The 25,265-nt window shown below is 63.6% G+C and carries 17 protein-coding genes; 5 read left to right on the top strand and 12 right to left on the bottom strand.

The features are described from left to right. Positions 1 to 29 precede the first annotated feature (29 nt). Complete coding sequence (locus ACFLEY_RS17155) at positions 30 to 11,543, bottom strand: immunoglobulin-like domain-containing protein (protein ID WP_060907995.1); 11,514 nt, start codon at positions 11,541 to 11,543, stop codon at positions 30 to 32. Positions 11,544 to 11,888: 345 nt separating this feature from the next. Between ACFLEY_RS17155 and ACFLEY_RS17150 the strand changes: the two genes are divergently transcribed. After that, positions 11,889 to 12,308, top strand: coding sequence for a hypothetical protein (locus ACFLEY_RS17150; RefSeq protein ID WP_028176019.1), 420 nt, complete (start codon positions 11,889 to 11,891; stop codon positions 12,306 to 12,308). A gap of 122 nt (positions 12,309 to 12,430) precedes the next feature. Then, positions 12,431 to 12,811 carry a hypothetical protein gene (locus ACFLEY_RS17145; RefSeq protein WP_249163624.1) on the top strand — a complete coding sequence of 127 codons (381 nt, stop codon included), beginning with the start codon at positions 12,431 to 12,433 and terminating at the stop codon, positions 12,809 to 12,811. Positions 12,812 to 12,863: 52 nt separating this feature from the next. Here the strand turns inward: ACFLEY_RS17145 and ACFLEY_RS17140 are convergent, their stop codons facing one another. Continuing rightward, on the bottom strand, positions 12,864 to 13,118 hold the full coding sequence (locus ACFLEY_RS17140) for a hypothetical protein (protein WP_028176017.1): 255 nt from the start codon (positions 13,116 to 13,118) through the stop codon (positions 12,864 to 12,866). 238 nt (positions 13,119 to 13,356) lie between these two features. Between ACFLEY_RS17140 and ACFLEY_RS17135 the strand changes: the two genes are divergently transcribed. Next, complete coding sequence (locus ACFLEY_RS17135; RefSeq protein WP_028176016.1) at positions 13,357 to 13,671, top strand: hypothetical protein; 315 nt, start codon at positions 13,357 to 13,359, stop codon at positions 13,669 to 13,671. A gap of 115 nt (positions 13,672 to 13,786) precedes the next feature. Next, entirely contained in the window at positions 13,787 to 13,909 is a 123-nt protein-coding gene (locus ACFLEY_RS17130) for a hypothetical protein (protein WP_256380430.1), read from the top strand. A 17-nt stretch (positions 13,910 to 13,926) separates the two neighbouring features. On the opposite strand, the gene ACFLEY_RS17125 is transcribed toward ACFLEY_RS17130, so the two are convergent. The 10 genes from ACFLEY_RS17125 to ACFLEY_RS17080 form a co-directional block, all read right to left on the bottom strand. Then, entirely contained in the window at positions 13,927 to 14,940 is a 1,014-nt protein-coding gene (locus ACFLEY_RS17125; RefSeq protein WP_028176015.1) for a formate dehydrogenase subunit gamma, read from the bottom strand. Between the two features lie 43 nt (positions 14,941 to 14,983). After that, the gene (gene fdh3B / locus ACFLEY_RS17120; protein WP_011088224.1) at positions 14,984 to 15,580 is read right to left on the bottom strand and encodes a formate dehydrogenase FDH3 subunit beta; all 597 of its coding nucleotides are present in this window, start codon (positions 15,578 to 15,580) and stop codon (positions 14,984 to 14,986) included. A 12-nt stretch (positions 15,581 to 15,592) separates the two neighbouring features. Further along, positions 15,593 to 18,535 carry a formate dehydrogenase subunit alpha gene (locus ACFLEY_RS17115; RefSeq protein WP_060912586.1) on the bottom strand — a complete coding sequence of 981 codons (2,943 nt, stop codon included), beginning with the start codon at positions 18,533 to 18,535 and terminating at the stop codon, positions 15,593 to 15,595. Positions 18,536 to 18,537: 2 nt separating this feature from the next. Continuing rightward, positions 18,538 to 18,756, bottom strand: a complete 219-nt coding sequence (locus tag ACFLEY_RS17110; RefSeq protein WP_060907997.1) for a twin-arginine translocation signal domain-containing protein — start codon at positions 18,754 to 18,756, stop codon at positions 18,538 to 18,540. 29 nt (positions 18,757 to 18,785) lie between these two features. Beyond that, the gene (locus ACFLEY_RS17105; protein ID WP_011088228.1) at positions 18,786 to 19,565 is read right to left on the bottom strand and encodes a molecular chaperone TorD family protein; all 780 of its coding nucleotides are present in this window, start codon (positions 19,563 to 19,565) and stop codon (positions 18,786 to 18,788) included. A 132-nt stretch (positions 19,566 to 19,697) separates the two neighbouring features. Continuing rightward, positions 19,698 to 20,324 (bottom strand): DUF3306 domain-containing protein, encoded by a 627-nt coding sequence (locus ACFLEY_RS17100; RefSeq protein WP_060907998.1) that lies wholly within the window; start codon positions 20,322 to 20,324, stop codon positions 19,698 to 19,700. Then, complete coding sequence (locus tag ACFLEY_RS17095) at positions 20,321 to 20,839, bottom strand: DUF3305 domain-containing protein (RefSeq protein WP_028176013.1); 519 nt, start codon at positions 20,837 to 20,839, stop codon at positions 20,321 to 20,323. Before ACFLEY_RS17095 ends, ACFLEY_RS17100 begins: the two co-directional genes overlap by 4 nt. Next, positions 20,836 to 21,843, bottom strand: coding sequence for a DUF6352 family protein (locus ACFLEY_RS17090; RefSeq protein WP_060907999.1), 1,008 nt, complete (start codon positions 21,841 to 21,843; stop codon positions 20,836 to 20,838). Before ACFLEY_RS17090 ends, ACFLEY_RS17095 begins: the two co-directional genes overlap by 4 nt. Continuing rightward, complete coding sequence (locus tag ACFLEY_RS17085; RefSeq protein WP_028176011.1) at positions 21,840 to 22,379, bottom strand: DUF6505 family protein; 540 nt, start codon at positions 22,377 to 22,379, stop codon at positions 21,840 to 21,842. The genes ACFLEY_RS17090 and ACFLEY_RS17085 overlap by 4 nt, the downstream gene beginning before the upstream one ends. An 8-nt stretch (positions 22,380 to 22,387) precedes the next feature. Continuing rightward, positions 22,388 to 23,143 (bottom strand): biotin/lipoate--protein ligase family protein, encoded by a 756-nt coding sequence (locus ACFLEY_RS17080; RefSeq protein ID WP_249162882.1) that lies wholly within the window; start codon positions 23,141 to 23,143, stop codon positions 22,388 to 22,390. A gap of 151 nt (positions 23,144 to 23,294) precedes the next feature. Between ACFLEY_RS17080 and ACFLEY_RS17075 the strand changes: the two genes are divergently transcribed. Beyond that, positions 23,295 to 25,265, top strand: coding sequence for a 4Fe-4S binding protein (locus ACFLEY_RS17075; RefSeq protein ID WP_211433597.1), 1,971 nt, complete (start codon positions 23,295 to 23,297; stop codon positions 25,263 to 25,265).

Below are 25,265 nucleotides of genomic sequence, written 5' to 3'. Positions count from 1 at the left end.
TTCCGGTATCGTCGGCACCTGCCTGTCGGCTAGGCCTGCGCGGCGTGGTTCACCTGCAGATCATTGTCGATGAACAACGTGGCCGCTGGGCCGCTGGTCGAGACCCATTGGTGGAAGACCTGCCCGCCCGCCGAGGTGTAGGTCGCTGCGGTCTCGGAGAAGCCGGTCAGCTCGACGTCGTCGCCCGCCGATCCGATCACGAACAGCGTATTGGCCGTGCCGGTCTGGCTGTTGATCGCGCCTGCCCCGCCGGTGAAAGCCACCACATTGGAAGCCGTCAGACCGTGCAGCTCGGTGCCAAACAAGCTGCTGGCGGAAGCCTCCGCCGTGAGCTGGATGGCTTCCAGGTTGGTCAGGTTTTCGGTCGACAAATCGACGTCATACAGCCGGACGCCGCCGGTGACGTGCGAATTGGCGGCGGAGAGACCGCCGGTCGGCGCGCCACTTACCTGGAACGAGCTGTTGTAGATCGCGCCCTCGTCGATACGCAGGATGTCGAAGCCGGCGCCACCGTTGACGCTGGTATCGTTCGTATCGAACACGATGACGTCGTTCTTGCTGCCGCCCGTGATGACGTCGGCGCCGGCACCGCCGTTCAGGAACGTATTCCCGGTCCCGCCGACCAGAGTGTCATCGCCACTGAAACCATAGACATAGTTGCCGTTGACGCTGGTCCCGGTCAGCGGATTATTGCCGGCACTGGATCCATCCTGCGAGTTCACATAGGTGTCCGCGTTGTGAGCGCCGTCGGGAACGATCTCTGATGTCAGCGCTTCCGCGGTGCTGCCGCTCAGCAGATATTCGATCTTGGTTGTGACACCAGACCCGCCCTTGTCCATCGTAACGTTGTTCAACGTGAAATCGGTTACGTTGACCTGGCTCGTGGCGGTAAAGGCGGCTTCCAGGACGACCTCAAACGTATGCGAGCCGGTGATATTGAAACCCGCATCGCCTGCGAAAGTGGAAGCCTGGCCGGTGCCCTGGAACGTCATAAGCTGCGCGAATGCATCCAGGGGCTGCGCTTCGTCGACAAAGCTGAGAATCGCCTCCTGCACATTGCTGTTCGTGTTGGTCTTGAAGGCACCCGACAGCAGCCTGGCGGCCGGAATGGCCGTGCTGTCGAGGAACGTGGCCACGTTATCGGTGGTCAGGTCGGCGTTGGCAGCGCCCACGCCGCCACCGGACAGGGTCGCTTCCGTCGAGGTTGCCGTGATGCTGAAGTTCAGGTTGTCCGGCAGCGTGCCGGTCAATGGCGCCGTCACGGCGAAGCTCAGATCGATCGTGGCGGTCTGGCCTGTGTTCTGGTTCAGGGCCGTATCGTTGGGAACGATGATGTGGATATCCCCGGTCCCGCTGCTGTAGGTGTAGCTGAAATTCGTGCCGACACCGTTGTAGGTCCCGGCGATGGTGCCGCTGGCGGCAAGGGCGGCCGTAAAGCCGGTCTGCAGGTGGATGTCCAGCACGTGGGTCTCCGACCCGTCGTGCACGTCCCCGAGCGTCGCCTTGACCTGCAGCGACCCGGTCTCGCCATTGCTGAATGCCGAGTTGGTGTCGCTGGCCGAGTCCTTGACGAAAATGATGTGGCTCTGGCCGGTCACCGGTGCGGGCGCATCCGCGACGGCGTCGACGTAGATCGTGCCCGGGGTTGCGGCGCTGGTGGACGTCGTCGCCCCCTGCGCGGCCGTCGCCGTCATCGACACCGTTGCGTCAACGTCGCTGTTGAGCGGCGGCGACATCAGCACCGCAGCCGTCACGGCCGCACCATCGGCGGCACCGGTGATATTGATGGTCAACACACCACTGTTGAACGAAGCGCTGTTGACCGAGGCAGTGCCACCGCCTCCCGTGAGCGCAATGTTGGCCGCCGTCGCATCCACGTTCCATCCGGTGAGACCGGAGACCACGATCTGCGTGACGTGCGAGCTGCCGCCGACGGTCGCCGTGAACTGGATTCCCTCCTGCGTGTCTTCGGGCAAGCCGTTGTTCGGCCCGACGGCAATTGTCGGCGAATAGACGACCGGGACGATCGTCGATCCCGTCGTCAGCAACTGCTCATATTGCGCGCCGTTACTGACACTGTTGATGGAATCGACGATCGAGACCTGGCTGGTAATCTCGGCGTCAGTGTACGCCCTGGTGACAGAACCGCTGCTCGCGTTCGCGGCAATGATGACGTGCTCGCCATTGCTCAACAGGACATCCAGCGGCGACTTCGGCGTGAACGGGCTCAGCCCGCTCGACAGCGTCACTGTATAGGTGATCGAACCGCCGTACTCCGAGATGGTCGTGGTGGAGGTCGTCAGGGTGGCGGTGACCGGGTTGATCGTGTCGGTGATCTGCGTCACCGCGGGCGTGCTGTTCACGACCAGGTGCTCGAAATTACCGCCGCTCGCCGTGCTGATCGTCGCGCTGACCGAGGTCGGGTCGAGATAGACGTCCTCGTTCGGCACGACCGTGTGCACCACCGAGCCGCTGCTGGCGCCGCCTGCGATCGTGATGACGTCGCCGGTCGACAGCGTCACCGTCACCGGCTGGCCGGCCTGCGCCGGATGGCTCAGCGTCGCCGTGTAGGTGATGCTGGTGTCCGCTTCCGTGATGCTCGGCGTCGCCGCCAGGCTCACCGTGGTGTCGTCGATCGTGTCGGTGATCTGCGTCACCGCGGGCGTGCTGTTCACGACCAGGTGCTCGAAATTACCGCCGCTCGCCGTGCTGATCGTCGCGCTGACCGAGGTCGGGTCGAGATAGACGTCCTCGTTCGGCACGACCGTGTGCACCACCGAGCCGCTGCTGGCGCCGCCCGCGATCGTGATGACGTCGCCGGTCGACAGCGTCACCGTCACCGGCTGGCCGGCCTGCGCCGGATGGCTCAGCGTCGCCGTGTAGGTGATGCTGGTGTCCGCTTCCGTGATACTCGGCGTCGCCGTCAGGCTCACCGTGGTGTCGTCGATCGTGTCGGTGATCTGCGTCACCGCGGGCGTGCTGTTCACGACCAGGTGCTCGAAATTACCGCCGCTCGCCGTGCTGATCGTCGCGCTGACCGAGGTCGGGTCGAGATAGACGTCCTCGTTCGGCACGACCGTGTGCACCACCGAGCCGCTGCTGGCGCCGCCCGCGATCGTGATGACGTCGCCGGTCGACAGCGTCACCGTCACCGGCTGGCCGGCCTGCGCCGGATGGCTCAGCGTCGCCGTGTAGGTGATGCTGGTGTCAGCCTCCGTGATGCTCGGCGTCGCCGCCAGGCTCACCGTGGTGTCGTCGATCGTGTCGGTGATCTGCGTCACCGCGGGCGTGCTGTTCACGACCAGGTGCTCGAAATTACCGCCGCTCGCCGTGCTGATCGTCGCGCTGACCGAGGTCGGGTCGAGATAGACGTCCTCGTTCGGCACGACCGTGTGCACCACCGAGCCGCTGCTGGCGCCGCCTGCGATCGTGATGACGTCGCCGGTCGACAGCGTCACCGTCACCGGCTGGCCGGCCTGCGCCGGATGGCTCAGCGTCGCCGTGTAGGTGATGCTGGTGTCCGCTTCCGTGATGCTCGGCGTCGCCGCCAGGCTCACCGTGGTGTCGTCGATCGTGTCGGTGATCTGCGTCACCGCGGGCGTGCTGTTCACGACCAGGTGCTCGAAATTACCGCCGCTCGCCGTGCTGATCGTCGCGCTGACCGAGGTCGGGTCGAGATAGACGTCCTCGTTCGGCACGACCGTGTGCACCACCGAGCCGCTGCTGGCGCCGCCCGCGATCGTGATGACGTCGCCGGTCGACAGCGTCACCGTCACCGGCTGGCCGGCCTGCGCCGGATGGCTCAGCGTCGCCGTGTAGGTGATGCTGGTGTCCGCTTCCGTGATACTCGGCGTCGCCGTCAGGCTCACCGTGGTGTCGTCGATCGTGTCGGTGATCTGCGTCACCGCGGGCGTGCTGTTCACGACCAGGTGCTCGAAATTACCGCCGCTCGCCGTGCTGATCGTCGCGCTGACCGAGGTCGGGTCGAGATAGACGTCCTCGTTCGGCACGACCGTGTGCACCACCGAGCCGCTGCTGGCGCCGCCCGCGATCGTGATGACGTCGCCGGTCGACAGCGTCACCGTCACCGGCTGGCCGGCCTGCGCCGGATGGCTCAGCGTCGCCGTGTAGGTGATGCTGGTGTCCGCCTCCGTGATGCTCGGCGTCGCCGTCAGGCTCACCGTGGTGTCGTCGATCGTGTCCTTGAACGTGACCGTGGCATTGCCGTAGGTCGTGGTGTTCACCGCCTCGAAATTGCCGCCGGACGTGCCGGCGATCGAGACCGGGATGACCTGGCCGTCCACATAGACGTCTTCGCCCTGTGCCGCCTGCGGAGCCGACATTGCGGTAAAACTACCGGCCGCAAAGGTGATGTCCACGCCGTTGTTCAGCGTCACCGTGAACGGCGTCAGCGAGGCGTAGTCCATGTGCGCCGTGTAGACGAACGTCTGGTTCTCGAACACCACGACGTTGTCCAGCGTCACGAAGTTGGTGGTGATCGTGTCGTTGACCGTCACCGTCGCCGTGTCGGTGGTGTCAAGGAGCTCATAATTGCCGCCGGTCGCGCCGGTGACCGAGACGGGATAGGTCTCGTGATCGACATAGGGGTCGTCGCCCTGCACCGCGAACGGCGTCGAGGTGCCCGTCGTCTGGCCATTAAGGATCGTGATTGTCGCGCCGTTGCTCAAGGTCAGCACGAGATTGCTGCCCTGCGGCGCATGGTCCACGCTGGCCGAGATCGTCGCCGTGCCGACGCCCTCGTTCACCGTCACGTCGTTCAACGTCACCTTGGTCGGGTCGATCGTGTCCTTGAACGTGACCGTGGCATTGCCGTAGGTCGTGGTGTTCACCGCCTCGAAATTGCCGCCGGACGTGCCGGCGATCGAGACCGGGATGACCTGGCCGTCCACATAGACGTCTTCGCCCTGCGCCGCCTGCGGAGCCGACATCGCGGTGAACTGACCGGGCGCAAAGGTGATGTTCACGCCATTGTTCAGCGTCACCGTGAACGGCGTCAGCGAGGCGTAGTCCATGTGCGCCGTGTAGACGAACGTCTGGTTCTCGAACACCACGACGTTGTCCAGCGTCACGAAGTTGGTGGTGATCGTATCGTTGACCGTCACCGTCGACGTGTCGGTGGTGTCAAGGAGCTCATAATTGCCGCCGGTCGCGCCGGTGACCGAGACGGGGTAGGTCTCGTGATCGACATAGGGGTCGTCGCCCTGCACCGCGAACGGCGTCGAGGTGCCCGTCGTCTGGCCATTAAGGATCGTGATCGTCGCGCCGTTGCTCAAGGTCAGCACGAGATTGCTGCCCTGCGGCGCATGGTCCACGCTGGCCGAGATCGTCGCCGTGCCGACGCCCTCGTTCACCGTCACGTCGTTCAACGTAACCTTGGTCGGGTCGCTGTCGTCGGTGACCACGAACGATACCGTCGATGCCGACGTATCGCCGTCACCATCGGTCACGGTGTACGTGAAGTTCGCCGGCCCGCCGGTCTTGTAGACGTCGTCGGGCTGCGCAACGAACTTGTAGGCGCCGTCCGCCGTGACCTGGAGACTGCCATGGGCGAGCGCGATCGCCTGGGAATACCCGTCCACACCGAAGGACAAGTTCACCCCGTTGATCTCAGTGACGGTCGCGCCGTCAGCGCCCGGATCGAAGTCGAGCTGTCCGGTGACCGGCGCGGAACCTTCGAGGACATCTTGCGGCGCTTCCGCAAATGCATGCGGACCATCGTCCTGGAAATTGATGTGAAGCCCGGCCGGCGAAACGGCATGGGCGGTGTCGCCATCACCGTCGGTCGCGGTGGCCGAGATGTACACGAGGCCGTTGGTGATCGAGACCTCGTCGTCATAGGCGGCGGGCGTCGAGCCATCGACATTGTGCGCGATCGCCGCGAACTGTGCGACCCACAGATGCCCGTCGGTGTCGACATAAAGCGCGAACACCTTCTCGCCGGTCTGGAGGTTGTTGCTGTCGACGCCCCAGACGATGTTCGGGTTGGCGGAATCCGTGAACAGGAAGATGTCGCGGTTGCCGACCGTGGTGTTCAGCCCGGAATCCTGGCCGGTGAACCCGCCACCGGTGGAATTCGTCAGTTGATAGGACACACCTCCGGCCGGGCCGGGTCCATCCGTGCCGAAATCGGGCGTCGTGAACAGAGTGTTGGCGGCGCCGGTCGACTCGGCGTAGCCGAGAACCGTACCGATCTGGGCGCCGGCAATCGCGACTGTCAGCACGCTCGGAGCGGTCGCGGGATCGACGTCGTTCTCCGGGTTCGGGCCGGACTGCGGAGCGAATCCCGCGCTCTCGTCATGGGTGACGCTGAGCGTGGCGGGCGCGCACACCACGGACGAAATGCCGCTCACCGAGAACGGATGACCGACATTGAGCTCTTGCGAATCGTTCGGGTCGACCGGAAGGGTCGGCGCGCCGTTCGGCGTGCTCGAGAAGGCGACATTGTCGTAATTGGAAATGACGAGACGATTGAAATCGTTCGACGTGTCAACCGTGACGGTGGCACCCTCGTTCAGGCCGACGATGACGACGCCGACCAGCGTATTGCCGTCATACACCGGAATTTTGGTGTAGCTGGCATCCCCGGTCACGGTGACGTCGTTCAGCGTGATCGGCAGCGGATTGCCGTCATCGGTGAAGTCGTTGTTGTCATTGGCATTGAAGACCTGGACGAAAACCGTCGCCGTATTGCTCGGATTGCCCTGGATCTGGTGGATCGTGAACGAGGCCGCATCAACCTCATAGTGCCCATTATAGGCGAAGGTATTGGCAGGGAACGTGACATTGTTGACGAAGTCGAGCCGCAGTATCTCCGCAGCCAGGTCGTTGCCTCCGTGGACCTCGTGGCCCTCGATCGACTGGTTGCCGACGCCAATATCGCTCCCTGTCGTGTTGATCGTGTTCGCGTTCGGGCTATTGCCCTGGCCGACGCCGGACATCAGCACGTCCTGATCGCTCGGACCATCGAGACCGCGCTCGTCGACGTTGCCCGCCTTGATGCCGACATAGCTGAGCGGCGTATCGACGCAATCCTGCGAAGCGGAGATCGTCGGACCAGAATCGTCGATCGAGACGATGGAATTGCTATGGTCGATGACAGTCGCGGTGGCCGATTTCGTGACATGGTCACCATCGCCGTCGGTCACCGTCACGGTCAGCTTCACGCCGACGCTCTGGCCGGCAATCGCCGTGAGCAACGAGATCGACTCGTCGAACAGCGAGGGATTCTCGGGCAACTGGGCCCCGGCAGGCTCCGACGCGTCGTGATCGATCGGCAGGAATTGATCGACCACGAGCTGTGCCGTGGCCGGATCGGTCGAATTCAGGGAGATACGCAGCACGACGAAATCATCGGCCGTGGACAGCGTATCATGACCGACGCGGCCGACGATCTGACCGCCCTCGATCGTCAGCCAGACGGTCCGATGCTCCTGCGACGTGCCTTCGAGCAGGCTATCCGCCAGCGCGGTCGCGACAAGGTTGGTCTTGATGCCGCCCGCCTCGGGCGCGCCCGTCAGGACGAGGCTGAGCGCGGACGTGACGGGATTGACCAGGGCGGGACCATCAGCCCCGTAATCGATCACCGCATTCGTGAACAACGGCGCCAGCAGCCCCGCGCCCGTCATCAGCTCGCCGATCTGAGCCGTCGAGGTCGCGTCCGTCGTGAACGTGACTGTGGCGTTGCCGGTGTCGTCGGCCGTTCCGTTCGGCGCTCCGCCGCCCGACTCGCCCTCGCCGATGTTGTATTGATCCGGCGGCGACCCGTCATGGCCGATCGTCTCGTCCAGATTCAGTGCGAGCGCGACAAGTTCCGGCGTGGTCACGCCGGTGCCGATGGTCAGCGCCGGACCGTCGTCGTTGAAGTGGATCTTGCTCGAAATATCCGCCGACGCGGACGCCGTGTCGCCATCGCCATCCTTGATGGTTACGACGGCGGAAATCGAGCCAGCAGCGAGCGAAACCTGATCGTTCGGATTGGACGAATCGGAGTGATGCAGCGAGAGATATTCGACCACCGACACCTTGCCGGAGAGCGGATCGATGGCCACGGCAAAGGCGGTGGTGCCGCTCAGCTCGGGATGCACGTTATCCGTACCCACCGTGCCGATCACCCGGCCGGCGCTGTCCAGCGACAACGAAATCGCCGTTCCGTCCGTCAACGTCACGCCGGAGTTTGAAGACTTCAGTTCGAGCGAATAGGTGATCGCCGCAGCCGGATCGGGTCCGTCGACGCCGAAGTACGGCAGGATGCTCAGGGCTGCGCCACTGCTGGTCGCGTAGGCGAGCGGTGTTCCGGGCTCATCCGGATCAACGCCGGGGTTGGCAACGTCCGCGAAGACCGCCAGAGGACCCGTGACGTCATTGGCCTGGTTGCCCGGTGTCTCGTCCGCCGTCACCCCGAAATTGCGAGACAGCGTCGCCGCCACCAGCGGGCCGTCGTCTTCGAACTGGATACCACCGCCAATGTTGGCGGACGCCGAAGCGTGGTCGCCGTCGCCGTCGGTGACCGTCACGGTCGCCTTGACCTGGCCGAGGGCGCCTCCAAGCGAGACCGCCTCATCGATATCGCCGCCGATATCAGCGCTGTTATGGTGAAGCGAGACATACTGGACGACGGACACCTTGCCGTTCACCGGATCGATCGCAATCGCAAACGCGGCCGGATCGTTGGTGCTGGTCACGTCATTGCCGGGATCGCCCCCGTCGTAACGGCCGACGATCAGGCCGTTCTCGAGGAACAGGAAGATCTCTTTCCCTTCCGTCGTGGCGAGATTCGAATCGATCGGGCCGGTCGTGCTCTGACCCTGCGCGTCGGTCAGCGTCAGCGAGAAGAGTTGGGCGCCCGTCTTGGCCGCGCCGTCGGTGCCGAAATCCACATTGTCGATGGTGAGCGCGGCGACGTTGCTCTGCGCGTACCCGATCGGAAGGCCAAAGAGAACCTGCGGATCGTGTCCGGGATTGCTGACGCCGTTGAACACGGGCGTGAACAGAATGTCATTGTCGTCGCCGAACGGCGGGCTCTGCAGCAGCAGGGTCTCGTCGTGAACGACCTGGAAAGCCGAATTGGCGGAAACCGAGACCGCGGGGCCGTCGTCCTGGAAGCTGATGCTGGAGTCCTCGGTACCCACGATCTCGATCGTGGCCGAGGACGTCGCGGTATCATTGTCGCCGTCGGTGATGGTCGCGGTCAGCGTAATGCCGAGGCTCGCGCCTTCTCCGACCAGATTGAGGAACTGCGTCGAATCGAAATTGTTGAGGTCCGCGCCATGGTCGATCGCCATGTACTGGTCGACGACGAGCTGGCCTCCCGAGAGGCTGCCTGCGTTATCCAGCGTGATGCGGATCGCGACCGGGCCGTTCGGATCGTCGCCGACATGGCCCACGATCTCGGTGTCGCTGACCTTGAACAGATAGATCGTGTCGTCAGAATAGGTGTGGTTCGGGTCCGTCACCTTCAACGTGGTGGCGAAGCCGCCGTTCTCCGCTTCTTTGGCGCCCGAGAGCGCGAACGAATAGGCATAGTCGGTCGACTTCTCGCCGTCGGTGCCGGCAATCTTGGTGACGTCGAACAGCGCCTCCAGATCGCCCTTCAGCTCGCCTTCGCCGGCCACCGTCTTCAGCTCGCCGATCGGATTGGTGCCGGTCGGATCCGGGCCCGTGTTGCCTGAGACGTCGTCGACCGTGCCGTCAGGAAGACCGTTGGCGCCGCGATCGCCGCCGATCGATTCGTCGAGCGACAGTGTGGCTAGATGGGCCGAACCCTCCACCGGCTGATGCACGGTCACATCAATCGACGGGCCGTCATCCTGGAAGCCGATGCTTGACTGTTGGGGCCCCGCGATCTCGATCGTGGCCGAGGACGTCGCGGTATCATTGTCGCCGTCGGTGATGGTCGCGGTCAGCGTAATGCCGAGGCTCGCGCCTTCTCCGACCAGATTGAGGAACTGCGTCGAATCGAAATTGTTGAGGTCCGCGCCATGGTCGATCGCCATGTACTGGTCGACGACGAGCTGGCCTCCCGAGAGGCTGCCTGCGTTATCCAGCGTGATGCGAATCGCGACCGGGCCGTTCGGATCGTCGCCGACATGGCCCACGATCTCGGTGTCGCTGACCTTGAACAGATAGATCGTGTCGTCAGAATAGGTGTGGTTCGGGTCCGTCACCTTCAACGTGGTGGCGATGCCACCCTTCGATTCCTCCGAGAAGCCGGCGGCGTTGAGAGTAAACGAATAGGCATAGTCGGTCGTCTTCTCGGTGTCCGTGCCGCCATCCTTGACGACATTGAACAGGGCTGCCAGATCGCCCGGGCTTTCGACATTGCCGACATCGGTCTTCATCGTGCCGATGGGATGGGTGCCGGTCGGATCCGGACTCGTATTGCCCGAGACGTCGTCGAACGTTCCGTCCGGGAAGCCGTTCGCGCCGCGGTCACTGGCGATCGATTCGTCTAGCGACAAGGTTGCAAGACGCGTGGGTCCTTCGCTTCCGTCAGCCACCGTCACCAGGATCGTCGGACCATCGTCGAGAAATGACACGCCGAGCGAGCCGGTCGACAGCGCGGTCGCCGTGTTGCCGGAGCCGTCCGTCACCGTCTGCTGCACGAAAACGACATGGCCAAGCTGCGCGCCTTCGCTCGTGTCGGGGGCGGACGCGGTGCCGTGCTTGATGGCTTCATACTGGGCCACGTCAAGCTTCAGGCTCGCAGGATCGAGGTAGAGCTGGAAGGCGACCGCACCGTTCGGATCGGCCACGCCGCCGGCGCCCTCACGTCCGACGACCAGATTGCCCTCGGTGAACAGGAAGATTTCATTGCCGGTGACCGTGGCCTGCAGACCGGAATCGACGCCGGCGAACGCCGCGCCGGTCGAGGTCGTCAGCGCATAGGCGATCGTTCCGGTCCCGCCGCTGCCGAAACCGGCGCTCGACGACGCGATCTCCGAAACGGCGCTTTGGGCCCATCCGATCAGTCCGACGGCGGAGAAGACTGCCGGCAGACCAGCACTGGGCTGATCGTTCGCGCCGTTCAGAATCTGTACATCGACGGTTTCATCGTGGATGACGATCGTATCCGAGAGCGTAAAGCCTGCACTCGGCGGAGTCGTTGCAGGCAGTCCGGCGAATGTCTCGGGATTGAGGGCGAAATTGCCGAGCTGTTCCTGCCCGAGCAGGTCCAACGGATTGCCGGCGTTTAGGGTATCGACCGCAGCATTGGAGAAGTTGGCGCCGCTTCCCTGGGCGTTGCCGTTGCCATCACCGGCTGCAGGCAGCACGGACTGGTCTGTGGTGATGGGGAAGAGGCTCGCGAATTCCTGCACGTTGACGTCGCGTCCGGGCGCCAGCTCGATGGACAGCAGGTGCTGATCGTCGTGTCGGGAATCGAAGACCGGATCGACCGTGATCGTCGATTTGTTGTCGAACAGAATGATCAGCTTCTCGCCGACATGGACGAGCGTGATCTTTTCGTTGGCTATCGCCGAAAAATCGAGCTTGACCTTCTGGTCATATCCGAGATGTACGACCACCGCCTGATCTGTTAGCGGCTTTGCCAGCGTGAAAGTTCGAACTGGAGTTGTGTTGGTAGGAATAGCCGTGCCGGTAGCCTGCGCTACCTGAAATTGTGCGTTCATTATCTGCCCCTGCCAAAACTCTATGCAGTTCAAATCAAGTCTTTAGAAAGCAATCCGAAAAATTTCGCTATTAAGCTATTGTTAACCGAGGCGGGGGTCAACGAAATCAACTAGTTAACGAGGGGTTTTTGGTGCGCCGTGGTAAATTGGCTAATCGGGACACCGGGCGCCGAAAAGGCATTTAGATTGAGCATCTTGCAGCGAACTGACCGGGAAAACCCGGTAAGCGGGAGAGCACCAATGAGGGTATTATTGTCCGCAGGCATCGCAATGTTGTCTGGGTTCGTCGCACCAGCCTTGGCCGAGGACGCATTGTCTCCCGTCGAGCGAACGGTCAAATCCGCCCCCAATAAGGACACGCGGGTCGGCGTCTTCATCAACGTACTACCCGATTGCACGTCAGGTCCCCTGCCGACGATCCGCCTGGTCAATGCGCCCGCATCCGGGAAGGTGACGGTCAAGTCGGCGAAGGTGAAAGCCACCAACTACAAGTCATGCCTCGCGCTGGAGGTGCCCGCCTATGTCGCGTTCTACAGGTCGCAGCCCGACTTCATCGGCGACGACGTTCTGACCATCGAGGTCAAATATGCCGGCGGTCGGACGGAAATTCAGAAGATCACGATCAACGTTGCCGGCCCCGGAGCGCAGCAGAAGATCTAGGCGCGCGACCTCTTCACGATGCTGATCAAGCCGCCGGCCGTGTTGCCATTCATTGCGGTTTGACGCTGTTAGGGATTTTTGCTCTGTTAGCCGGTGATTTTAAGAATCCATTGGGGGCAACGATGCGCAATTTGATGGCCAAGAGTCTCACTGCAGCCATTCTCATCGGAGGTGGCTTGGCCGCCAATCCCGGCGCAGCCACCGCCGCCGATATGGCCCTGCGGGCTTCACCGAGCGCGATCGGCAGCTGCTCGGAACTCGTCTTCACCTGCGAGAACGGCAGGCAATACCCCCTGTGCCCGATCGCGGTGTCCATTGCCGGTGAGGTTGTGACCGCATCGCTGCATACGAGCCACTCCGGCAGCGTGCATGTGCGCCTGGTCCCGATGGGAGTCGGATACCGCTATGCCGGTCCCGGCGTCTGGGTCGACGGCTTCCGCGGCAATGCCTTGCTCAATTTCGGCAAGCACAGCCAGATCGCCTGCACGATCGAGAACTACTGATCGATAGGACCGAGCGGCGCCTCCGCAAGGCGCCGTGCACCGGCCTCGCCCGTTAGCCCTTCGCGCGAACGGCCACCGCCCGCGCTCGCGGGTACATGTAAGCCTTGGGACGGACGTAGACCGGACAATAGTTGTCCCACTGGTATTGCTGCCAATTCCATTTCCAGCAGCCAGCCGCGATCTCGGGATCGGGATACCAGTTCAGCCGATACGGTTCATCACCGAAGGGGTACGGCCCCTGAGCGCTGACGGGCGATGCGTACAAGCAGACGGCGGTTGCGATCGCAACAAAACATGACTTGTACATGACTTTCTCCGAATATGTCGGCATAGTGTCAAACTGGCAGGTCGGGATCAAGCTTGGAAACTTCGGTCGTCCCGGCATTCCCCTCCTCGGCAAGCGGCCAGCCACGATATCACGAGGCCATTCGCCTGGTGCGTGGGCCTCTTTTGGAAATTGTTGACCGGACGCGTCGATCGCAAGCGCGTTCAGAGCATTGCATTCGAAGTGATTTGCCCACTCGCCCTACACACAAGCATTGTTCATGAAACAATCTATTTCCCTCAATGCCAAGCTTCGGTGGCCGGACGTCAAGGACCACTACGTCGTCATCTACGAGGGGCATGTGATCGGCAACGTACATCGGTCCGGAGACAGCTGGTCCTGGTCGATAAGCGTTCCCATGGGCTTGCCTGATTGGTCGGTCGGAAACGCTGCCAGTCTGCACGACGGCATCAAGGCACTCGGCAACGCTTGGGCCGGCATATTGAAGTCGACAAGCGCCGAGCGCCTGCAGCGGGCGTGGGATCTCGAACGAGCCGCGGAGACACGAAACACCGGTTTCGAATCCAACATCTAGTATCAAGACGCCGCGAGCGTTTTGGGGTTCTACAGGTGAACAAGGCGAACCTGCCCAACCACAGCGTTTATTCGCGGCCAGACGTCCTGTATAATACTCGCGAGGAGGGATCGCGATGAAGGCTTTCATCCTTGCCTGTGTTGCGACGATCGTAATCGCGGCGGCTGGAGTTGCCGTTCTCGACAGCATACAGCAACCCGTCGCAGAGGCCTTTGCGACGACAGGCGTGCGTCTCTAAGCAATGCTCCGTCAGCTCTATTCGGCTGCCGACGCAGCAGGGCGAGGCCGCGGCTGAGAATCGTTCGGTCCGCTCCGTGCCAACTCCTGGTCGAGCCACAGGCTATGGTGCTCGCGCGCCCAGTTGACATCCACCTCACCTGATCCCATCGCCTCGAAAGCCCCCTCCATCCCGATTGTGCCGATGTAGATGTGAGCGAGCATCGCGGCGATAAACAGCACGGCCACGACGGAGTGAACGATCTGGGCAATCTGCATGCCCTCGATTCCCGACACGTAGAATGGGAACATGAGCTGATACCCGGTCGCGGCGACGAGACCACCGCCGATCACAACAATCCAGTAGATCCCCTTTTGCCCCGCGTTGAAGCGGCGAGCCGGCGGATGATCGTGACCGATCAGGCCGCCGCCGCGCTTGATCCACTCCAGATCCACCTTGTTGGGGATATTGCCGCCGATCCACATCAGAAAGATCAGCACGACGCCAATCGTGAAGGGAAAGCTCAGGTAGTTGTGCGCGAATTTCGCCCATTGCGACCAATCGGAGAAGGCGTCAAATCCGATCAGCGGAAGCAGCAGCGGCCGCCCGAACGTGATGTTCAGCCCCGAGATCGCCAGGATAACGAAGCAGGTCGCGGTCATCCAGTGCACGAAGCGCTCAAAGGTGTTGAACCGTACGATGGTGCGGCCGGATCGTCCGCTTTCGAGGCGGATCATGCCGCGTGTCAAATAGAAGATCACCAGCACCGCCAGCATGCCGAGCACAGCAACGCCGCCGATCCACCGCAGCACAACGTTGCGGAATTCACGCCACTCACGGCCAGCAGGTTGTATCAGCACGCTGGAGCGCTGGTCGGGGATGCTGACGCGTCCCTGGATCCGATCCATCTCCTGGAGCAACTGGCGCTCGTTGACCGAGCTCGCCGTCGGATTGATCTGCTGGGCCAGCGACGGTGCCGGAGCTGCCATGATCAACAGAAGCAACGCCCACGCGCCGATGGTTGGTCGAATGAACCTTGCAAATGAGGACATGGACTTCTCCCCGGCATCTGTGCCGCGTCGCCCGCGGCCTGCTTCAGGACTCGATCGTCTCGCGATAGGCGGTCTTCCAGCCCCACGCTCCTGAGCCGTAGCCGCGCTTCAGCACGCGCTCCTTATAGATCTGGGCGATGATCTCGCCGTCGCCGGCGAGCAGCGACTTGGTCGAGCACATCTCGGCACACAGCGGCAGCTTGCCCTCGGCCAGGCGGTTCGCACCGTATTTCTCGTATTCCTCCTTGCTGCCATCGGCCTCGGGTCCGCCGGCGCAATAGGTACATTTGTCCATTTTTCCGCGCGAGCCGAAATTGCCGACCTTCGGATATTGCGGCGCGCCAAACGGACAGGCGTAGAAGCAGTAGCCGCAGCCGATGCAGAGATCCTTGGAGTGCAGGACCACGCCATCGGCGGTGGTATAGAAACAGTTCACCGGGCACACTGCCGCGCACGGCGCATCCGTGCAGTGCATGCAAGCCATCGAGACCGATCGTTCGCCCGGCTTGCCATCGGCGATGGTGACGACCCTGCGGCGGTTGATGCCCCAGGGGACCTCGTGCTCGTTCTTGCAGGCCGTGACGCAGGCGTTGCACTCGATGCAACGGTCGGCGTCGCAGAGAAACTTCATACGTGCCATCGTCGTTGCTCCTTATGCCGCCGCGATCTGGCAGAGAGTGACCTTGGTTTCCTGCATGTTCGTCGCGGGATCGTATCCGTAGGTGGTGATCGTGTTGGCGCTTTCGCCGAGCACGATCGGGTCGGTACCCTTCGGGTAGTTGCCGCGGAGATCCTTGCCGGCAAGCCAGCCACCGAAGTGGAAGGGCATCCAGGCAACGCCCTTGCCGACGCGCTCCGTGACGAGCGCCTTCATCCTCGCCCGGGAATTGTTCTCGGCACCCGTGACCCAGACCCAGCCGCCGTCCTTGACGCCGCGCTCGGCGGCGTCGGCAGGATTGATCTCGATGAACATGTCCTGCTGCAATTCGGCGAGCCACGGGTTGGTCCTGGTCTCCTCGCCGCCGCCCTCATATTCGACCAGGCGGCCAGACGACAGGATGAGCGGGAATTGTTTTGCAGTTCCCTTCTCCACCGCAGCCTTCTGCACGGAGAAGCCGATATTGGGCATCCGGAACTGCTTGGCGTCGGGCAGCGTCGGGTATTTGGCGACGAGATCGACGCGCGGCGTGTAGATCGGCTCGCGGTGAACCGGGATGGGATCGGGCAAGCCGAAGGCATTCATGCGCGCCTTGCCGTTGCCATAGGGAACGCAGCCATGCGCCAGCGCGACGCGCTGGATGCCGCCCGACAGGTCGAGCGACCACGACACCGCGTCCGGAGTGGCGGGGTTGACCTTGTTGATCACGGCCATTTCCGCTTCGGTGAGCTCGGTGTCCCAGCCGAGCTTCTTCAGGCTCGCGAGCGTGAATTCCGGATAGCCGTCCTGGATGCCCGACCCCAGCGAGTACGAGCCGTCCGCGAGCAGGCTCACCTTACGCGTCGTGCCGTCCGGCAGCTTCTCCTCGCGCTCGATGCCGAACCGCGGCCGGAACGTGCCGCCGCCATCCATCACGTGCAGATTGGTATTGTAGAGCAGCGGCGTTCCGGGATGCTTGACCTCCGGTGATCCCCAGCATGGCCAGGGCAGGCCGTAATAGTCGCCGCCGACCTCGGGATCGTCCTTCGGCGCCCGCATCGTCAGCATGTCGAACTTCGCCTGGTTCTTCATGTGCGCCTTGAGGCGCTCGGGCGATTGCCCGCAATAGCCGGTCGACCAGCTGCCGCGGTTCATCTCGCGAAGTACATCCTCTGCTTCAGGAAGATTGTTCTCGACCTTGATCTTCTTGAACATCTGGTCGGCGAAGCCGAACTTCTTGGCCAGCAGGTAGATGATTTCGAGATCATCCTTCGACTCGAACACCGGCTTCACAATCTGCTCGCCCCATTGCAGCGAGCGGTTGGAGGCGACGCGCGAGCCCTTGCACTCAAATTGGGTGGCGACCGGGAGAATGTAGACACCATCCTTGCGTCCCGCCTCGACTGCGAGCGAGGCCCAGGTCGTCGGATGCGGATCGGCGATGACGAGCAGCTCCAGCGCCTTCAGGCCATTGAGGGATTCAGGGATACGGGTGATGCTGTTGGAGGCGTGTCCCTGCACGAACACCGCCTTCACATTGTCCTTCTGCGCGACCTGATCCTTCGGCAGCGTCACCGCCTCGAACCAGCGGGTCAGCGGGATGCCGGGGGTTTCCATGATCTGCTTGGAATCGAACCGCGACTTCAGGAAGTCGTAGTCGACCTCCCAAACCCGCGACCAGTGCTTCCAGGCGCCCTCGGCGAGGCCGTAGTAGAACGGCAGCGTGACGATATCGAGCCCAACGTCGGTCGCGCCCTGCACGTTGTCGTGGCCACGGAAAATGTTGGCTCCCATGCCCGCGCCGCCGACATTGCCGGTCATCAGCAGCAGGATGCAACTGGCACGCACGTTGGCGGTGCCGACGGTCTTCTGGGTCTGGCCCATGGCCCAGATCAGCGTGGCCGGCTTTTCGGTGGCAAACATCTTGGCGACGCGCTTGAGCTGCTCGCCGGGAATGCCGGTGACGCGCTCAACTTCTTCCGGATTCCACTTTTCCACCTCCTTGCGGAGATCGTCGAACCCGTAGACCCGCTGCCGGATGAACTCCTTGTCCTCCCAGCCGTTCTGGAGGATGTGCCACATCATGCCGTAAAGCACGGGGATGTCGGTGCCCGGCCGCATCCGCACATATTCCGTCGCGTGCGCGGCGGTGCGCGTCAGGCGCGGGTCGATGACGACGAAGTTGGCCTTTTGCAGTTCCTTGCCCTCGAGCAGGTGCTGCAGCGAGACCGGATGCGCCTCTGCCGGATTCCCGCCCAGGATGACCTGCGTCTTCGCATTGCGGATATCATTGAAGCTGTTGGTCATCGCGCCGTAGCCCCAGGTGTTGGCGACGCCGGTGACGGTGGTCGAATGGCAGATGCGGGCCTGGTGATCGGTATTGTTGGTTCCCCAGAATGCGCCAAGCTTGCGGAACAGGTAGGCGCCTTCATTGGTCATCTTGGCCGAGCCAAGCCAATAGACGGAATCGGGGCCCGACTTCTCACGTACGGATTGAAGCTTGTCGCCGATCTCGTTGATTGCGGTATCCCAGGACACGCGGGTCCACTGCCCTCCGACGAGCTTCATCGGATAGCGCAACCGTCGCTCGCTGTGCACGAGCTCGCGCACGGATGCGCCCTTGGCACAATGCGAGCCGCGATTGATCGGAGAATCCCAACTCGGTTCCTGGCCGATCCATACCCCGTTCAGGACCTCGGCAGTCACCGTGCACCCAACCGAGCAATGCGTGCAGACGCTCTTGCGGACGCTCGCACCCGCGGTGAGCGGACCGGCCATCGCCGCCTCCGCCTTGCGCACGCCGCCGACCGGCAGCGTGCCGAGCACGGCGAGCGCGCCACCGGCGAGACCGGATTTGCGCAAGAAGCTGCGGCGGTCGAGACCGCCGCCCTGCCCTGCAAGGGACTCGGCAACGGAACCATGGCGCAGGGAACGCTGGTTTGCTCGCTTGATCAGCACGGTCAACCTCCCTTGGCCGGATAACGATTGACGCGATAGAAAGCCTTGACGTGATCAGTTTCCTTGTAGCGCGCCTTGCGCTTCTCATCGTTGGTTTCGCTATCGGCCTGCGCGGACCCGACCAGCGGTGTCGCGAGCGTCGCGCCGGCGCCCAACGTGCCGGCGCCGACCTTGCGCAGGAAATCGCGACGCCCGACTGTGGCTTTCGTGTCTTCACTCATCGCATCTCTCCTGGACCCGCCGGTGCAGGTCAGTTGGCGAACGTGAATGCCTCCGCCTCGATCTCGATAAAGGCGCGACCGAGCGCGCCGACCGCACGATAGAAGACGGCGCTCTCCGCGCCCTCGATGTCGGCGAACAGCCGCCCTATCCAGGGCTCGACGTGTTTGACAAAGAATGCGCGCTGCGCCTCGAACGACGTAGGGAAGCGGCCTCCCGCGAAACCTGCCATGATCTCGCACAGGATGGCGGCGTGATCTTCCGGCTCCGAATTATTCGCGGCGCGCTCGATCCCGGACGCGGCGAGATCGGCGCGCAGGCGCGACAGCGGCCGTTCGTTGAGGAATCCGGTCAGATAGTAGGAGGCATAGGGCAAGAGCTCGCCGCGGCCGAGACCGACGAACAGATCGAAATATTCGCGTTCGACCTGCGTTGCGACTGCATTGGCGGCGGCCGCGGCCAGCCCAGCATGCGCGCGCCCGAGTGGCGTCGCATCACCGGTCAATGCGGCCAGTTGATCGAGCAGCCTTCTTGACGGTGCTGCAGACAAGAGCGTCGCGAGCAGCAGATATTCCTGCGCACGCGCCGCATCGACGGGTTCAATCAGCTCATTGGACACAAACGGCTCGCCGTACAGATCAGGCCGCAAGTCTTTGCGCGATACGCCGGTCGCCGCTTCGACCGCAATCACCCGTTGCGCGGGCACCTGGTTCCAGTTCGAAACGGAGGGTTGGCTAATGCCGATTTTGCGCGCAAGCCCAGCAACGCCGCCGGCGGCGTCAATGGCTCGCTCAAGGCCATCATCACGCACGTGGACCTCCCATCCAAGTCCCGGGTGCTGATTTTGCTTTTGCTACAAAGCGCTAGACCAAGCGTAATCCCGGCCCAGCGGAGGGTCAATCGCATCACATAGTCTGAGGCTATGGCCTTTCGTCGGGGAGCCCTAGCGGGGCAGCGCGCCGCCATGCGGGCGACGGGGAAGCGACAGGTGTTCGCCTTCAGTGCTTTCAGGGACCGTTAGTTGCGCTGCAGCAGGAACAGGTGCGGGCTTGGTGGGCGCAGCTTCTTCGGCGACGACCTCGACATTCGATCTCTCGGCCTGGCGCAATTCCCGCGAAGAATCCGTGACTTCAACCGGAGTCTCGGACAGCGCCTCGGCTGACTTGCGGAGGCCGCCGACGATTCTGTCCACGAACGCGGCCAGTTCTGCTTCCGAACAATCCAGCGGACCAAAGCCCGGCATCGCGGTCGGATCGTTGAAGTCCCACGCGCTTTCGGCAAGCCCCACGAAGTCGCGAATGGCGGGATCAGCGCTCCAGGCGCGACGAAGCGCCGCACGCGTCAGCTCCTGCGGAATCCCTTTGCGCAAGAACGCCTTGATGTCGGTCGCCGACGTAATCAAGTCGATCGAAGGCAGGCTCGAGGGGTCGAACTCCGCTTCGTCATCCTTCGCGGCGGGCGGCAGTGCCGACTGCATGTCGTCGCGCTTTGCCGGATCCGATTGCGTCGGGTTCGCCTTTGCGTGCTGCTTGCGACGGGACCAGCGCGTCAGGAACCTATCCTCACTCATTCGTGTCCGCCTTCATGCTGCCGGCGCGCCAGCGCCTCCGGATCGGCCTGCCGCCGCTTCCGTTTGAAGAACTCCCGTTCGACGTGGTGCTCGGCAACGAAGCTTTCAATCTGCTCACGCAGCACGTCCGGCATGGGAACGGCCTCGACCAGATTCGCAGCGGCCCCGGTGAACGCCTCGCCTTCCGCAGGATCGGCGGTGGCGGCAGCCACCGAATAGGGCCAGGTGCCTTCCGCAGGCGACAACACTGTCCAGATGCTCGGACAACCCGAAGCAAGATTGTCGCGATAGCGCGCCGTCTCGGAAATGTAGAGATCGACCATAGTGCTGCCGGCATAGAACAGCGTCGTCCCACCGCCCTCGTCACGGAGCACCGTCCAGGACTTTGTGTCCGGCTCGTCCGGCAGCACGGCGACGGCGCGCCAGACAAAGTCGGTCCACGGCGAGTCCGCCTTGTACCGTCCGACCACGATACCGACGGGGATGCGCACAAGTGGCAGCGCAGCCGGGCTCATGTCACCCTCTCCAGGTGCTTGATCGGCAGCCCCGTCAGCAAATTCTGCGGCTTCATCCGGAGCTTCTGATCGGAGTTCATCGACAGGATGAGATAGACCGGCTCGCCCTGCATCTCGTCTGCGACCGCACTCGCATCTGCAAACGTCAGGCGGAACAATGAAAGCACGCGGCCGGCGCTGCGGTCGTCGAGTTGCTCGCCATGCCAGAGATGGTCGCCGAGCCTGGTCGCATCGGCGTCGAGCCCGACATACCAGGTGAGCCGCGCATCACGCAGTTCGCGCAGCGGCTCAATGCCGACGTCGATCCCGAGCAGATGGGAGATCCAGCGCGCCATCGCCTGCGCCAGCGCCCTCGGCCCGCGCCCGCCCGCGGTGAGATCGAAAGCCATGTCGAAATGGTCGCTTCGGTGCCAATAGTCGTCGGCGTTATCCTCGTTCAAGACGTCCAGCTCGGCATCGGTCACGGCCCCGAGCATCGACATCAGCGAGAGCACCGGGGTCGGGCTCTGCCCACCGACGACCTCCTCATCGCCGAGCAGCAAGGCCCGTTCATGCGGCAGGATGCGCTGTGGGCGGAAGAACAGCTCGGCGGCGCGCAGCACGAACGGGTCATCGCAGCCATCCAGCGCATTGCGCAGGATGACATGCACGAGTTGATTGACGAACAGCGGCGGCAATCCGTTTCCCCCCGACCGGACGGTCGCAAGATAGGCAGCCTCCAGGGTCGGATGCCGCACCAGGAGATCGCGAACGGCAAGCACGAACTGCCAGTTCTCCCGGGCATCCGCATCGACAATCGCTGCGATCTCGTCCGCACTGACCGCCCGGCGGGGAGCGGCAAGCAGCTCGCGGTGCAGCCGCCGCTCGACCGGGCATGCTTCGTCCGGCGGAATCAGCTCGGGCCGGGCGAAATAGACCTTCAGGAACTCATCGGTGACGCACAGCCCGCCGCCCGCCTCGCGATCGAGCAGATGGTGGCCGCATGCGATCCAGAAATCATTCATCGATGCTGCGGCTCCTGGCTCATATCGGCAAGCCTGACATTGCTGTCGGGTTCGACATCATCCTCGGCTTCCATGAACGAGAACGCCTTGCCGTGCCCTTGCCCTTGCCGCAGCTGCAGCCTGCGGAACGACTCGCGGACTTCGCCGTCGCTTACCGAGCGGTGGACGGCAATGAGCGAACTGATCGGATGCGTGCAGAGCGACCGCACGAAGGCGACCTCCTCTTCGGCGGCCGTCCGCGCGGTTGCCGGATCCGGCGCGCCGAAACGATCGATGAGTTGTCCGGCGAGGAGCTCGATCAGCGCCCGGCAATCGCTCTCCGTTGCCGGCACGATCTGCACCAGCGTCGACCAGCCCCAGGATTGCACCCCGAGGAAGCCGCTGCGGAACGCCGCGCGCGCCTTGCCGCTCAACGTCGCCGGATCCTGGTCGCAGAAGCGGAACGCGCCGGAGACGGCCCATTCGCCGGGCTCTGCCGCCGCGTCGAACACGAAGGTGTCGGAGGGATCGAGCGCGATGGCGCGCAGCAGTTTCACGGCACTTGTCACGTCCTTGGCCCTCCGAGCTTCGGATCGAGCCAGGATGGCTTGGCGAGCGCCTTGACGAGCTCGCTCCGCTCAACCTTGCCGGTACCGACGTGACAGGTGAGGAGATCGCCGCTCTCGTCGATGCTGAGGACGGTTCGCCGCTCACGGGGAACCCGGCTGAGATAATCGCGTGCGACGCTGTCAAAGCCATCGACCTGCCAACGATCGATCGCCCGCATCAGGTGCCGCGCAAAACTCTCGGTAACCTGCACGGCGCCCGCTTCGCCGAACCCTTCCTCATCCAGCGCGGACGCGAGCGGATGAACGCCGGGCCCCTGATCGGCCATTGCGACCGTCCGGATCATGGCGCCGAACACCAGCCAGGCGGGCGGCTCATTCTCGCGCGCGGACGATGGCCACCCCATCCGCCCCCCGCCGACCAGCCCGCCGTCGATCTCGACGGAGCCGGGCCAGCCGATCGCAACCGTCTTGTTGGGCGGGGCATAGGCGCGAAGAGCGTCGGTCAGCGCGACCATGCCGGCGTAGAAGGCGCGCCGCGCGGTGCTCAAGAGTTCGCCTGGCTCGAGCACCACGGCGAATTCGGCGAGATCGAACCGCCCGACGCACACCAGCGTGCCGGCGCCGCACTTGGGTGCAATGCCGCAAGCGTGGGCAAAGGCGTCTCCGCTCTCCCGCAGCCGGACGAGCGTGAAGGGCGGCGGCAGCTGGATCGGTTCTACCAGGGAAACGTGGTTGATCGGGGTCGACCGCAAGGCCGTCCTCCACTTTCCTTTTCTTCCCAATAGTGAAAATCTATACGAGGTGCAGGAACGGCGCGAGTCCGGAAGTCGGCGCCGCACTGACGGAGGGATTCACCTGGAGCAGCCAGCGAAGACCGTCCTGATCTGCTCGTGTGAAGACACGATGCGCCTCGACACGGCCGCGATCCGGCGTGGATGCCCCAATTGCGAGATCAGAAGCTTTCGCCATCTCTGCGGCGCGGAGCTCGATCATTTCCGCAACGCGGCAAAGGCGGATGGCCCGCTGACGGTTGCCTGCACGCAGCAGGCTGCGCAATTCACCCATGAGATGGGCGAACGCCCTGGCGGGATCACCTTCGTCAACATCCGCGAGACGGCGGGCTGGTCGCGCGACGGTGCGAATGCGGGCGCGAAGATGGCGGCGCTGCTTGCGGCGGCCGCAATTCCCGCACCGGACTTTCCGCTGGTCACATTGTCGAGTGACGGCATCATCCTGATCTATGGCCGCGACGAGGCCGCGATCGAAGCCGGGCGGCTGCTCGCAGACCATCTCGACGTCACGGTCATGCTCATGCAGCTGGCAGACGTTACGCCGCCTGCCGCGGCAGTGTTTCCGATCGTCAAAGGCAAGATCCGTAACGCGCGGGGACATTTTGGCGCCTTCGAGCTCACGATCGACGACTATGCGCAACCGCGCCCCTCTTCGCGCGACCGCTTCGTGTTCGAGGCCCCGCGCAACGGGGCGACCTCGCGCTGCGATCTGGTGCTCGACCTCTCCGGCGAGCCGCCGCTGTTTCCGGCGCACGACCTGCGGGACGGCTATCTCCGCGCCGATCCGAGAGATCCGGCGGCGGTGCTGCGCGCTGTGCTGGCCGCCCGCGACCTCGTCGGCAGTTTCGACAAGCCGAGATATGTCGACTTCACGCCCAGCCTCTGCGCGCATTCGCGCTCGAAGCTGACCGGATGCCATCGCTGCCTTGACCTATGCCCGACCGGCGCGATTACGCCGGACGGCGACCATGTCGCTGTCAACGCGGACGTCTGCGCAGGTTGTGGGCAATGCGCGGCCGCCTGCCCCACGGGAGCTGCATCCTACGCGCTGCCGCCCGCCGACACCCAGCTGCAGATCCTTCGCGCCATGTTGCTCGCCTATCGCGAAGCTGGCGGCACGCATCCGGTGCTGCTGCTGCATGACGGCGGGCACGGCACGCCGCTGATCGATGCGCTCGCCCGTCATGGCGACGGATTGGAGGCCAACGTGCTGCCGCTCGCCGTCAACGAGTTGACGCAGGTCGGCCTGGAGGCCGTTATCGGCGCATTCGCGCATGGCGCGGCGGCCGTGCGGTTTCTCCTGCGCGCCAAGCCGCGACACGGCGTGACCGGATTGCTGCAGACGATCGTCATGGCCGAGACCATTCTCGCCGGGCTCGGATTTGAGGGCCGACGCGTGGCCACGATCGAAACTGACGATCCCGACAAGCTGGCTGACCAACTGACGGGGATTGGTCCCCTCGCCGGCCTCGACAATCCTGCGACTTTCCGGACGGTCGGCAAGCGCGGCGACCTGCTTCGCTTTGGCCTGAGTGAATTGCATCGCCTCGCGCCCAAGCCGGTCGACGTGATCGCCTTGCCCGAGGGCGCACCGATCGGTGCAATCACCGTTGACACCGGCGGTTGCACGCTGTGCTTGTCCTGTGTTTCGGCCTGCCCGACCGGCGCGCTTCGTGCCGATCCCGAGCGTCCCGTCCTCAAATTCGTGGAGGACGCCTGCGTGCAGTGCGGTCTGTGCCAGAGCACCTGTCCTGAGAAGGTCATCACGCTCACCCCGCAGATCGACTTCCGGGCAAGGCGTGCCCAGGCGCAAGTGATCAAGGAAGAAGAACCGGCCCTGTGTGTCCGCTGCGGCACGCCCTTCGGCGTGAAGAGCACGATCGATCGGATCGCGACGAAGCTCGAGGGGCACCATTGGATGTATCCCACCGGGGACCGCCGGACCGAGGCCTTGCGGATGTGCGCCGATTGCCGCGTCATTGTCATGAGCGAACAGCAGTTCGATCCGATCCAGGACGTTCCGGAACGCGCGCCACCACGGACGACGGACGACTATCTGCGTCAACGCGAGAACAAGGACTAG

It is taken from the genome of Bradyrhizobium sp. YCK136 (assembly GCF_044570075.1).
Taxonomy (GTDB): Bacteria; Pseudomonadota; Alphaproteobacteria; order Rhizobiales; family Xanthobacteraceae; genus Bradyrhizobium; species Bradyrhizobium diazoefficiens.
This window is presented reverse-complemented; position numbering and strand designations above follow the sequence as displayed.